The organism is Fusobacterium sp. (genome assembly GCF_032477075.1).
In the GTDB taxonomy this organism is placed as follows: Bacteria; Fusobacteriota; Fusobacteriia; order Fusobacteriales; family Fusobacteriaceae; genus Fusobacterium_A.
Window position 1 is genome coordinate 1 of the sequence record NZ_JAWDXO010000039.1, and the last position, 12,852, is coordinate 12,852.

At 29.3% G+C, this 12,852-nt stretch carries 10 protein-coding genes and 1 pseudogene; 8 read left to right on the forward strand and 3 right to left on the reverse strand.

The features are described 5' to 3' along the window. Positions 1-1,786: pseudogene (locus tag E6771_RS13285) on the reverse strand (autotransporter domain-containing protein); the annotation flags it as partial. Then, positions 1,755-2,159, reverse strand: a complete 405-nt coding sequence (locus E6771_RS13290) for a hypothetical protein (protein WP_316091824.1) — start codon at positions 2,157-2,159, stop codon at positions 1,755-1,757. The pseudogene E6771_RS13285 and the gene E6771_RS13290, both read right to left, overlap by 32 nt. Before the next feature lie 933 nt (positions 2,160-3,092). Between E6771_RS13290 and E6771_RS13295 the strand changes: the two genes are divergently transcribed. Genes E6771_RS13295 through E6771_RS13315 form a run of 5 tightly spaced genes read left to right on the forward strand, consistent with a single transcriptional unit; the run spans position 3,093 to position 9,103 of the window. Further along, positions 3,093-4,361: a radical SAM protein gene (locus tag E6771_RS13295; protein ID WP_316091825.1), complete on the forward strand. Its 1,269-nt coding sequence runs from the start codon at positions 3,093-3,095 to the stop codon at positions 4,359-4,361. 33 nt (positions 4,362-4,394) lie between these two features. Then, the gene (locus tag E6771_RS13300) at positions 4,395-6,425 is read left to right on the forward strand and encodes a TonB-dependent receptor (protein WP_316091826.1); all 2,031 of its coding nucleotides are present in this window, start codon (positions 4,395-4,397) and stop codon (positions 6,423-6,425) included. A 28-nt stretch (positions 6,426-6,453) separates the two neighbouring features. Continuing rightward, positions 6,454-7,425: an iron ABC transporter permease gene (locus E6771_RS13305; RefSeq protein ID WP_316091827.1), complete on the forward strand. Its 972-nt coding sequence runs from the start codon at positions 6,454-6,456 to the stop codon at positions 7,423-7,425. Next, positions 7,425-8,216, forward strand: coding sequence for an ABC transporter ATP-binding protein (locus E6771_RS13310; RefSeq protein ID WP_316091828.1), 792 nt, complete (start codon positions 7,425-7,427; stop codon positions 8,214-8,216). The genes E6771_RS13305 and E6771_RS13310 overlap by 1 nt, the downstream gene beginning before the upstream one ends. After that, positions 8,213-9,103 carry an ABC transporter substrate-binding protein gene (locus E6771_RS13315; protein WP_316091829.1) on the forward strand — a complete coding sequence of 297 codons (891 nt, stop codon included), beginning with the start codon at positions 8,213-8,215 and terminating at the stop codon, positions 9,101-9,103. The genes E6771_RS13310 and E6771_RS13315 overlap by 4 nt, the downstream gene beginning before the upstream one ends. 267 nt (positions 9,104-9,370) lie before the next feature. Here E6771_RS13315 and E6771_RS13320 read toward each other — a convergent pair whose 3' ends face one another. After that, positions 9,371-9,733, reverse strand: coding sequence for a YbaN family protein (locus E6771_RS13320; protein WP_316091830.1), 363 nt, complete (start codon positions 9,731-9,733; stop codon positions 9,371-9,373). 152 nt (positions 9,734-9,885) lie between these two features. On the opposite strand from E6771_RS13320, the gene E6771_RS13325 reads away from it, so the two are divergent. The 3 genes from E6771_RS13325 to E6771_RS13335 all read left to right on the forward strand — a co-directional run bounded on the left by E6771_RS13325 (position 9,886) and on the right by E6771_RS13335 (position 12,642). Then, on the forward strand, positions 9,886-10,842 hold the full coding sequence (locus tag E6771_RS13325) for an AraC family transcriptional regulator (protein WP_316091831.1): 957 nt from the start codon (positions 9,886-9,888) through the stop codon (positions 10,840-10,842). Between the two features lie 214 nt (positions 10,843-11,056). Next, complete coding sequence (locus tag E6771_RS13330; RefSeq protein WP_316091832.1) at positions 11,057-11,359, forward strand: MGMT family protein; 303 nt, start codon at positions 11,057-11,059, stop codon at positions 11,357-11,359. Positions 11,360-11,430: 71 nt separating this feature from the next. Beyond that, positions 11,431-12,642 (forward strand): pyridoxal-dependent decarboxylase, encoded by a 1,212-nt coding sequence (locus tag E6771_RS13335; protein WP_316091833.1) that lies wholly within the window; start codon positions 11,431-11,433, stop codon positions 12,640-12,642. Positions 12,643-12,852 lie beyond the last annotated feature (210 nt).

Consider the following 12,852-nt stretch of genomic DNA (forward strand, 5'->3'; position numbering starts at 1 on the left):
TAGTTCCTCCATCTATATGTGTAAGTCCTCCATATATCATCCACTTATTTGTTTCAGGTCTGAAAATATTTTCTGTAACTATATCTCTAAACATTCCCATTGACTTTCTTGAAAGTTCACTTGAATATGAATATGGATTTCCTGCATAGATATCATTTAAATATCCTAAGAATAATGACAATTTTTCATTATTATCTACATTAAAATTTTCCAATCCATCTACTGAAAGTATTCCATGATATATTTTATTGAGATGCTCATATTTAAGTATTTCAGGAATATTCCATCTGACAGCAACTTTTACTTCATTTGCATTTAGCTTTTCAAGAGTATGAAATTTTGAAGTAGTATCAAAAGTTATATCTTCCTTAGATGCTACTTCATTTCCTGTTACTAAACTGCTGTCTAACTTAGTACCTCCAAAACTTATTATGCTGTCATTTCCTGCTCCATTAAGTGCAAGTAATAGTTTTCCTCCATCAGTTGAAGATACTACTCCATTATTTCCATAGAGTGCATGACCTACAATCTTGTTGTCTGTCTTATTAGCTGAATCTATTCTTAAAGTAAGTACTCCACCTGCTCCTAATGTTATATTTTCTGCATCTGTAACTTTTAAACCTGTAGAATTTCCATTGCTGTCAACAGTTGTTTCAAATAGGGTTACATTTGTATTTATATTCATGTTTTCAAAGTCAGAAATATTATGAAGAATATTTATTTCATCATTATCTGAGGTTCTTGTTACTGGTGAATTAAAATTAAGAGTATCATCTCCATCGCCCCCATCAAGAGTTCCATTGATTATACTTCCTGTTTCTATTGTAAGGTTATCATCATTATTTCCCATATTTATATTTCCATTGATTATTGTTCCCTTTCTTACTGTAAGAATGTCATTTTTAGCTCCCATATTTATATTTCCATTGATTATGGTATTTTGAGTTCCAGTATTATTATCTGTATAAATAACAGTTCCTGATTGAAGTATCAATGTATTTCCATTACCACTTTCTGTTACTGTATTATCTATTTCACCATTTACTATTGTTCCTGACAGTGTAAGATCTCCTCCAGCTGCAGCAAATTCTACTGCTGTTCCATAGGCATTTATTACAGAACCATTTATTTCATTATCTGTTCCTGAAACTATTAATGTTTTATCTTTTCCATTTAATATTGAATTATCATAATTTTCTCCTGCTGTTGTGAATGTAAAACTTTTTGTTGATATTCCTCCAGCTTCTATGACAGCATTTTTTATAGTCATTGTTCTTTTTATTTCATTTCCATTTTCATCAATACCCATTGTTATTGGATCAGTAAGATTTTGTGTGGAATCTATACTTACTTTTCCATCTTCAATATATATTCCATAATTTGTTGATGTTACATCACTATCACTTATAGCTGACTCTCCTTTTGTTGCAAGTACTCCATAGTTATTTACCAAAGTTGTAGTTCTACTATCATTTTTTACAGCATTAGTAGTTCCAAATATAATCCCTAAATTATTTATATCTCCCTTTATTATTGAATTATTACCTAAACATATTCCATAACCATAACCACCACCAGTTCCAGTTATACTTCCACTATTGCTTATACATCTCTCTATTATTGACTTATCTAAATATATGCCAGCACCACCACTTATTATACTTCCACTATTGTTTATATCTCTTTTTATTACTGAATTCCTCCATAAAACTATTCCATAATCAGTATCACTACCAGTTCCAGTTATACTTCCACTATTGCTTATATCTCTCCAAATATATTCCATAACTAGAACCACTACCAGTACCTGTCATATTTCCATTATTTATTAAATTTAATTTTCCAAGATTTCCTTCTAATCTTAATCCATAACCTCTTGAGGCAGAAAGATTATTTGTTCCAGATAAGGTTATATTATTTATATAAGTTTTAGTACTTACATTCCAAGTGTTTTCAATATATGGATTGCTTTCGCCGAATTTACTGCTGTCAATACTAAATTTTATTCCATTCCCATCATTTTTTATATACAAATAATTATTATCAGCCCCCATCACTGATATACATGACAACAAAAATCCCACTACTGCTCCTATTGTTATGTTTAAACTTCTTTTTTTGTTCCCTCTTTTTACTGTTTTCATAAGCTGTTCTATCATATTTCCCTCCCCATTGATATTTAAGGCTTTTTATTTGCTGTGATTTTTAGAAGCAATAATACTCTTAAATACTGTAAAAATAGCAACTGTTCTCTTATATGGATAAAGGCGAACATCTATAGGAATAAAGAGCTCTATTTTTAAGGAGTCATTTTTTAGGATGGCTTTTTTACAGAATATTTTATCTTTATTTTTTTAATTTTATAGAGTATAATCAATTAAATTGAAGTTCGCCTTTATCCATAAAAAAGAACCTTTATGATTCTAAGTCCCTTAGTGAACTATTCAGATACTTTTTGATGCTCTGAACTTTACTGTTTTCTTTGGATAGATTTTCATAGGTTCTCTAGTTACTGAATTATTTCTTTTCTTATGAACTGTACATTTTTTTATATCATAAAGTATTCTATTATACAAAATCCTAGATATATAACTGGATTTTCATTTTTTCAATCTTCTTCAATACTATTGCTGTATCAGCATTGAATTTTATTCTTATATTATTTTGTAACTGCAAGTAATTTTCACTACCTATTACTGTTGTAGTAGAAACAACAATTGAAATACTAAAAGATTATATAGACTTTTACAACAATGAAAAAATTCAAATATAAGTGATATAGATATATAATAACTCTGTCATCATACATTAAAAAAATGTTATGATGATTTTTTTATTTGTAAAAAAATATTTTTCGTAACTATATTTATTTGTATTTTCTATTTTTTAATCTTATAGATTATAATTGTTTTTAAAATTTTTATTTACAAAATATTTTAAACACTTTAATTTAGTTTTTATGATTTTTTGCTCTTGACAATAAAAAAAATAAATATTAATATAACCTCAGGTATGAAAAATTTTTTTATTGAAATAAAGTATTATTTTAATAAGGAAATGTAGTTTTAAAGTGTGAAATTCAGGAGGAAAGAATGACAAAAAATTTAATGCTATTTGATAAAAGACTGAAATCTCATCATGATAGCAATAGTTTGATTAGCAAATATGTTTCTGGAAAGAAAGCGGATAAAGAAATTTTTGAAGCTATGCTGAGAGAGGTTCCAGACAAAAGAAGAAAGGCAATTTATGTACATACACCATATTGTGATAAAATATGTTCATTTTGTAACCTTAATAGAAAGCAGATAGATGGAAGCTTAGATTCATATGCACAATATTTAGCTGATGAATTTGATAAATATGGGAAAACAGAATATTTTAAAAAAAGTATTTTTGATGTAATCTTTTTTGGAGGAGGAACACCAACTGTATATAAACCACAACAGCTTGAGGTAATACTTGAAAGTATAAAGAGAAATGTTGTATTGGCAAAAGATTATGAGTTTACCTTTGAAACAACTCTGCATAATCTGACTGAGGAAAAATTAGAAGTTATGATGAAATACGGAGTGAACAGATTAAGCGTGGGAATTCAGACATTTTCAAACAGAGGAAGAGAATTCTATAACAGAACTTATAGAAAAGAAGAAGCTATAGAAAAATTAAAAAAACTGAAAGGATTTTTTAAGGGAGATGTATGTGTAGATATTATCTATAATTTTCCTGATGAAACTTTAGAAGAAGTAATTGAAGATGCAAGGATAGTAAAGGAGTTAGAAATAAGCAGTGCAAGTTTCTATTCACTGATGGTTCATGAAGGTTCTAAATTATCTAAAGATATAGAAGCTGAAAAAGTGAAAATGGAAGAGGATATGAAAAAAGATTATCTTCTGTATCAGCATTTTGTAGATGAAATGTTGAGAGGAAATCAATATCATATTCTTGAACTTACAAAAATAGCAAGAAATGGTGGAGATGACTATAAATATATAAAAGTGAGAAATACAGGAGGAGATACTTTCCCTATTGGAGTGGGAGCAGGAGGATCAGTACATGGAATCGGAGTTTACAGAATGAATAAAGAGATGTCTTTTTATTCTCAGCAGACTGATTATCATGAAAGATTTTCAAAATTATCTGGGATAATGCAGTTTCCAGTAATATCAAAAGAAGCATTGAAAGATATTTTAAAAGAAGATGAGCTGAAATTCTTTAAAGAAAAAATGAAAGAATATGAGGAAAAAGGTTTGTTAAAAGAAGATGATGAAAGTTATATTCTGACAAAAGATGGAGTATTCTGGGGAAATAATCTTTCTAGTGATGTAATCATCTATGTTCTGGAAAAACTTTTTAAAAGTTAAAAATATATAAAACATCTAAAAGGAGATTGCAAAATGAATAAAAAAACAGCTTTGCTTTGGGCAGTATTAGCAGTAACAGCATATGGAGAACAAAGTGTTGATTTAGGGAAGAGTGTTGTCTATTCTACAACAGGATTTGAAACTGAAATGAGGAAAACAGCTAGTAATCCAACTGTAGTGACATCTAAAGAGATTAAAGAGAGAAATTATCAGACAGTAGACCAGATACTGAATGATATTCCAAGTATCAATATTGTAAAACAGGGGAAAGACTCAATAATTGACTTGAGAGGACAGGGAGATAAAGCTAAACAGAATGTACAGATACTTGTAGACGGAGTACAGATGAACTCTCTGGATACATCAATGACAGCCACTCCTATTAATACAATAGCTGTAGATAATATTGAAAGAATAGAGGTTCTTCCTGGTGGAGGTTCAGTTCTTTATGGAAGTGGAACTTCTGGAGGAGTTGTAAATATTATCACTAAAGGAGGAGCTGGAAGAACAGCAGCAGTAGGATTTGATCATGGAGAATATGGAAGCAATAAAACTAATGTGACAGTAGGAGAGAGCTTTGGAAATTTTGATGTAAATCTTACATATACAAAGAATGACAGAGAAGGTTACAGAGATTATGATAAGTCAGATTCTGATTATTTCCAAGGGGATATCAGATACAGAATATCAGATACACAGAATATAGGATTTAAATATTCAAAATATAAAGCTGATGAAACATATCCTGATCTGCTGACAAGAGCTCAGGTAGAGGATGACAGAAAACAATCTGGACTTGTAGATGGAGAGCATAATAAAACAAAAACAGATAAAGATGAATATGTTTTGACTTATAACAATAAATTAACTGAAAATCTTGATTTAAATTTAGTTTTATTTTCACAGGAAACAGAAATGAAAATAAAAAGTAGAAGTTATCAAGGGGCAATGGGACCAATGAAACTTTGGATGACACAAGATGCTTTATTCAGAGATAAAAAGAATGGAATAAAATCTAAATTGAGATATGCATATGGAGAAGGAAGTTCAGTAATATTCGGATTGGAATATATTGATAATGAAGCCAAGAGAAAAAGTCTGATGAATATGCCTCCAATGATGAGTAATGTACTCACTGTAAATGACTTAACTAAAGAAACAATAAGTGGATTTGTAATGAATAACTATGTATGGGGGAATTTTGAATTTGCTCAAGGTGTAAGATATGAGAGAGCAGATTACAAAGTAAAAAGAAGAAGTTCAACTGGACCGGGAATAGATACAACTACAGATGAAGACAACTTTGCATATGAAGTATCAGCTAATTACCTGTATTCAGATACAGGAAAAACTTACATCAGATATGAAAGAGGATTTACATCACCTCCTCCAGCTCTGTTAACAAACAGAAATGCAATGGGATATTATTTGAATGATCTTAAATCAGAAAAATATGACAATTTTGAAATTGGAGTATCAGATTACATAGGATTTACAAGTTTGAATGCTTCAGTATTCTATACAATCACTAAAGATGAAATAACTAGTGAGACTTCTGGGTCAATGGGAAGTTCAAGTATGATTATTGATAACTACAATCTAGGGAAAACAGAGAGAATAGGATTTGAACTTAAAGCAGAACAATACTTAGACAAGCTTACTTTATCTCAATCTTATGCTTATATCAATGCAAAAATTAAAGACGGAGAAGTAAAAGGTGTAGATGTATCTGGAAACAGAGTGGCTAATGTACCTAAAAATAAATTTAATATAGGAGCAAATTATGCTTTTACTAATAAGTTTAATGCAGGGGGAGAAGTCGTATACATAGATGATGTTTATCTGAATAATAAAAATCTAGGTGGGAAAAAGAATTCTCATGTAGTGACAAATATCAGAGCAAACTATAATTTTGACTTTGGTTTAAGTATACATGCTGGAATAAATAATGTATTTGATAAAAAATATTATGAAGATGTAGATTACACAGAATCAACAGGAGTATTTACATATGACCCTGCATCTGAAAGAAATTATTATGTAGGATTCAGATACAGTCTATAAAATAAAAGAAATATGAGAGGAAATAAAAATGGAAAAAGTTTTACCTATAGTGCTGACAATAGGAATTTTTATAGTAGGAATACTTTCTATACCTTTAGGAAGTGTTCCTATTCCTCTGGAATATATATTTAACCCAGAGAAAGCTCCAGAATATATGAGAATAATAATATTTAATTTAAGACTTCCTAGAATAGCTATGGCAGTTCTTATAGGAATGATGCTTTCGTCAAGTGGAGCAGTTGTACAGACAGTATTTCAAAATCCATTGGCAGACCCATATATCATAGGAATAGCAGCAAGTGCAACTTTTGGAGCAGTTATAGCTTTTGTATTTGGCATGCCAGACTTTATGTATGGGATTATTGCTTTTATTACATGTCTGATGAGTACTTTGATGATTTTTAAAATGGCTAAGAAAGGGAATAAAGTAAATGTAGCTACTCTCCTTATAGTAGGAATAGCAGTTTCTTCATTTCTTGGAGCTTTTACTTCTTTTGCTATGTACATGATAGGGGAGGATTCTTTTAAAATAACTATGTGGATGATGGGGTATTTAGGAAATGCCACTTGGAAAAGAGTTATTTTTATATTAATACCACTGATATTTTCAGTTTGTTATTTTTATTCAAAAAGGAATCAATTAGATGCTTTATTATCAGGAGATGAGGAAGCACACTCACTGGGAGTAGATGTAAATCGGCTGAAAATTAAAATTTTAACAGTATCTGCACTGATAGTAGCTTTTTCAGTGGCTTTTTCAGGAATGATAGGATTTGTAGGTCTTATAATACCACATACTATAAGAATGGTTGTGGGACCCTCTAATACAAAAATGCTTCCAAGCACTATACTGGCAGGAGGATTTTTCCTTCTCATATGTGATACATTTGGAAGGATAGTATTAGCACCAGTGGAAGTACCAATTGGAGTAATAACAGCATTTTTTGGAGCACCATTCTTTTTATATTTAGCTTTAAGAAATAAAAGGAGAGATTTTTAATGGATGTAATAAAAGTAGAAAAATTAGATTTCTCTTATGGAAATAAACAGATATTAAAAGAAATAGATTTAGATATTAAATCAAAAAAACTGACAGGAATACTTGGTCCCAATGGTTGTGGAAAGTCCACATTGCTGAAAAATATTCTTGGATACTTAAAAAATGATTCAGGAAATATAAAGATATTAAATAAAGACAGCAAAGATTATACACAAAAAGAAAAAGCAAAATGTATTTCATTAGTTCCACAAAAATCACAGCTTTTGTCTGCTATGGATGTAGAAGATTTTGTTTTAATGGGAAGGCTTCCACATTTACAGAATAGCTGGGATGGATATAGTCAGAGAGATAAGGAAGCAGCACATAGATGTATATGTCAGCTGGAGCTGGAAAGTTTTTTAAAAAGAAAAGCAATTACTCTTTCAGGGGGAGAATTTCAGAGAGTTCTTTTAGCAAGAGCACTAACTCAGGAGACAGAAATAATACTTTTAGATGAACCTACTTCTGCTCTTGACTTGAACCATGCGATAGATCTTATGGAAAAAGTGAAGGAAACAATAACTGAAAAAGGAATAACAGCAGTTGCAGTTCTTCATGATCTTAATCTTGCAGCTATGTTTTGTGATGAGATAGTTATGATGAAAAATGGAAAAGTATACTGTAAAGGAAGTCCAAAGGAAACATTTACAGCTGCTAATTTAAAGGAAATATATGAATTGGAATGCAGTATTTTCTATACAGAAAATGATATTCCTTACATAATTCCCAGATCAAAAGGAGGGAATAAATGATAAAAAAATTAATGGTAGCAGCCTTAATGCTGATATCAAGCCGAGAAATGCTTGCTTTAAAAATAGAAAACAATCTCATAAAAGATAACTATGGAAATAGTGTAGAGATTAAAGAATATAATAAATTGATTATATTAGACCCAGCAGTAGTAGAAACTATCTATCTATTAAATGGAGAAGATAAAATAGCTGCAATAGGAAAAACTGCAATGAGTAAAATATATCCTGAAGAAAAAACAAAAGATTTAGAAAGTGTAGGAAACATATCAAAACCAAGTCTTGAGAAGATATTATCTTATACTCCAGACTTAGTCATATTAAATGGAATGTCAGTTAAGACAGGAGAAAACTTAAAAAGTTTGAAAATACCATATCTTATAAATGAAGCTGGAAATATACAGGAGATATTGGATAATATAAATGCCTATGGGGAAATACTTGGAAAAAAAGAGGAAAGTAAAAAACTCTATAATGATAGTGTAGCTAAATTAGAAGATTTAAAAGAAAAGGTAAAAAATAAACCTCTAGGTTTGAAAGGAACTGTTCTGTATTCTGTATCACCAATGATGGGATTCAACAGTAAGACTTTGCCAGGAGAAGTTCTTGAACTTCTTGGAGTAGAAAATATAACTAACAGTCTTATTGGAGAAAGACCAATAATATCACAGGAATTTCTTTTAAAAGAAAATCCAGATTTTTTAGCAGGTGCTATGAGTATAAAGTCAGTTGATGATATAAAAAACAGTAACCCTGCTATAAAAGAGATAAAAGCAGGACAGAAAGGCAATATTTTTATTGTAGATTCTAACAAAATATTAAGAGGATCTCCAAGAATTTTTGAATTGGTATTAGAATTTTATGATGAGCTTTTAAAAGTAGAAAAATAAAGCAGATAAGGATTACAAGAGTTTTACTGATATATCTCAATAATTATAGCAGTTAAAACTAACTTCTTATTACTGTAAGCTCAAAAGTTAAGATAAATTTTAGAAATTAGAAAATTTATATGATTAACAGAATAAGTAAAACATAAAAAACAGTGAGCTTAAATGTAATAAGCTTACTGTTTTTAGTTTTAAGAACAAAATTAATAATAAATATTTATACTGAAAAAGTTCTAAAGTTATATTTGTGTTTAATGGGTTATCTGTTTTTTATCTTAATGTTTTAAGTTTCAGAATATGAAAACTCACTCCTGTAAATACTACTGCAAGCATTATTCTTATATGAAGATGGTCCAATTTGTACATTGAGAATCCTATACTTAAAATTAGAAGGAAAATGGCAGTTACTTTGTTTTTTAATGTTATTCCCTTTTTTTCATTATAATCCCTGATATATTGCCCAAAAACTTTGTTGTTCAAAATATAATTATGAAACTTCTCAGAAGATTGGCTAAAACAATAGGCACTGAGCAGTAAAAATGGGGTAGTAGGAAGTAATGGGAGTATAATGCCTACTATTCCTAAAGCCAGAGAAATAAATCCTGAAATAAATAATAATCTTTTCTTAACCATGATTAACTCCTTTTATTCATATCTGTATAAATGATAATACTAAATTAATTTTATGTCAATATAAAAAATTTAAAATAAAAATATTTTGAAAAGCAAAATTAATATGATATAAGTATAAATATAAAATAATATTTTATGGAGAGGGGAAAAGAATGGAATCTATAATAGAAAAAAATAATTTATATAAAGAGAATTTGAAAATAGTAAAAAAAACTGAAGATAAAATTGTATATAAAGTGAAATGTTTAGATGGAGAAGGAGAAATCATATGTCATCATGTATTTCCTGGAATAGATATTATATATAATAATTTTAATACATTTTATTGCTTTGAACCTGAAAATATTTCCAGAGATATTATAGAAATAAACCATTGCAGAAAAGGGAGATTTGAATGTAAAGTGCAGGATGATTCATACATATATCTTGGTGAGGGAGATTTGGAAGTAAACAGCTGCAAGATTCAAAGAGTAACTTCTGGATTTCCTTTAGGATATTATGAGGGAATAGAAGTATTAATAGATATTGAAACAGCAGAAAAATTTCTAAAAGGAATCATGGAAGGAATAAATATAGATTTAAATAAAATAAAAGAAAGAGTATTTTTGAATAAAGATTACTTTATAATAAGGGCAACAGATGAAATAGAACATATATTTCACGAATTATATAATGTAGATGAGAGAATACAAAAGGGGTATTTTAAAATAAAGGTGCTGGAACTTTTACTTTTTTTTACCATAGTTCCAATTGAAAAAAGTAATTTATTATCTCCATATTTTCCTAAAAATCAAGTGGAAAAAGTAAAACATATAAAAGAACATTTAACAGAAGATTTAGAAAAAAATATAACACTTCAGGAACTGGCTCAAGAGCATGATATAGGGATAACTTCTTTGAAAAAATGTTTCAAAGGTGTCTATGGAAAGTCTATTTCTGAATGGAGAAGGGAATATCGTATATATAAAGCTGCCTCTATGCTTAGAGAAACAGATAAAACAATAGCTGAAATATCAGGAAAAATGGGATATGACAATCCAAGTAAATTTGCATCTGTATTTAAGAAAGTAGTTGGATATTCTCCATCTGAATATAGAAAAAATAATTAGAAGTATTTATTCAAAATCTCATGTATAGTATATTGGAAGATAAAAAGTTAAATATCATATCCGAATATGGCGAGATTTTAAATTGAGATTGTGGTATAATGATATTATTGTAAAAAGATTAGGAATACTTTAGATAAATTTGATGGTAGGTTATTTATTGAGAAAAAATTATAATTTGTAAAGTTTAGATTATTATAGAGGAGTGAGATATATTATGGAGGAAGATTTAATATATGAGATACTTTCTGTAGTAGATGAAATTCCAGAAGGTCGTGTTGCTACTTATGGACAGATTGCAAAATTAATTGGCAGAGATAAAAATTCAAGACTTGTGGGAAAAGTTCTCAGTATGGCAAAATATTATGGAGAATATCCCTGTCATAGAGTAGTCAATCATGCAGGACGGCTCGTTCCTAGGTGGGGGTCACAGGGTTTCCTATTACAGAAGGAAGGTATTGTTTTAAAAAATAAAACTCATGTAGATTTGAAAAAGTATCAATGGAACTATTCAGAATAAATGGGAATATTACACTATAGGATAGTTATGATTAGCTCAATGATTAAGAGTCAGCAGTTTTAGGAGGGGAAATGAATTTATTAGCTTTTTTAAAGGAGCATGTTCCATGTTACATTTATAATGGAGAACAGATTGCAGGTCAATGTCAAAAACTAAAAACTGAGCTCTCTGATTTTGAATTTCTATATTCCATTAAAACTAATCCATTTTCACATATAATTCAAAATATTTCAAAAGAAGGGTTTGGAGCAGATGCTGCTTCTGCTGGAGAAGTGTTTCTTTCTCTTGATAATGGAATAGCACCTGAGAATATATTTTACTCTGCACCAGGAAAAACTGAGAAAGATATTGAAATGTGCTATGGAAAATGTACAATTATTGCTGACAGTATATCAGAGATTAAACATATCAATGTAATAGCAGCTAGACATAAGGAAATTGTAAAGATAGGAATTCGTGTGAATCCTAATTTTTCTATGCAGAATGAATGTGGAACTTCCAGCAAATTTGGAATTGATATAGAGCAGCTTTTAGAGGGAGAAGATATTTTAGCAGAATATTCAAACATTAAAGTTGCTGGTTTTCATATCCATATTCAGTCACAAATATTAGATTTTCAAATATTGGGGAGATATTATAAGAATTGTTTTGAACTTGCCAAAAAGATTCATTCTATAAAAAATGTTAATATAGAATTTATTAATTTCGGAAGCGGAATAGGAGCTTTATATAGAGAAACACAAGATACCCCTGTAGATTTAGAAAAACTCAACAATATGATTTCTGAAATTGCAGAAGAAAATCGTGCTGTGTTAAATGCAAGGCTTTTAATTGAAACAGGGCGTTTTATCACTTGCAATGCAGGGAGATATTATACACATATTATAGATATAAAGGAATCTTTAGGTCAGAAATATTTAATTGTGGAAAATGCAATGAACGGATTCATGCGGCCCTCTATAGCAAATCTGATTTATAAAACTGCTGGAGAAATTCTTACAGGTTATGAACCTCTCTATACATGTCAGGATGAATTTGCTGTTCAGGTATTAAATGAGTCAACTGAAAAAGAAAGAGTTAATATTGTTGGAAATCTTTGTACAGCACTGGATGTTATTCGTGAAAATGCAGAAGTAAATCACACTCAAATAGGAGATATCATTGAGATTACTAATGCAGGGAGTTATGCATATTCATTATCTCCGCTTTTATTTTCAAGTCATAGAATTCCAAAACAATATTATTTATATAAAGATAAAATTTCTGGAGATGAAATATTATAAATAGTGATTATTATGGAATAGATATACTATAGAACTTAATGCAGAATATGTTCTTGAATTAAAAAATGGAGTTTTGTTTGATGTAAAAGAAACTTACTATATATAATTCTCATAAAAAAGCAAAGAATAATGAGAGTAAAGGAGAAGGGATAACAGGATTAGGATATAAATATCCTTCTTGATTTTTTTGATAAATTAGGATATAATTAA

Coding starts and splice junctions, on each gene's coding strand:
- E6771_RS13290 (WP_316091824.1), bottom strand. CDS start 2,159: ATGATAGAACAGCTTATGAAAACAGTAAAAAGAGGGAACAAAAAAAGA.
- E6771_RS13295 (WP_316091825.1), top strand. CDS start 3,093: ATGACAAAAAATTTAATGCTATTTGATAAAAGACTGAAATCTCATCAT.
- E6771_RS13300 (WP_316091826.1), top strand. CDS start 4,395: ATGAATAAAAAAACAGCTTTGCTTTGGGCAGTATTAGCAGTAACAGCA.
- E6771_RS13305 (WP_316091827.1), top strand. CDS start 6,454: ATGGAAAAAGTTTTACCTATAGTGCTGACAATAGGAATTTTTATAGTA.
- E6771_RS13310 (WP_316091828.1), top strand. CDS start 7,425: ATGGATGTAATAAAAGTAGAAAAATTAGATTTCTCTTATGGAAATAAA.
- E6771_RS13315 (WP_316091829.1), top strand. CDS start 8,213: ATGATAAAAAAATTAATGGTAGCAGCCTTAATGCTGATATCAAGCCGA.
- E6771_RS13320 (WP_316091830.1), bottom strand. CDS start 9,733: ATGGTTAAGAAAAGATTATTATTTATTTCAGGATTTATTTCTCTGGCT.
- E6771_RS13325 (WP_316091831.1), top strand. CDS start 9,886: ATGGAATCTATAATAGAAAAAAATAATTTATATAAAGAGAATTTGAAA.
- E6771_RS13330 (WP_316091832.1), top strand. CDS start 11,057: ATGGAGGAAGATTTAATATATGAGATACTTTCTGTAGTAGATGAAATT.
- E6771_RS13335 (WP_316091833.1), top strand. CDS start 11,431: ATGAATTTATTAGCTTTTTTAAAGGAGCATGTTCCATGTTACATTTAT.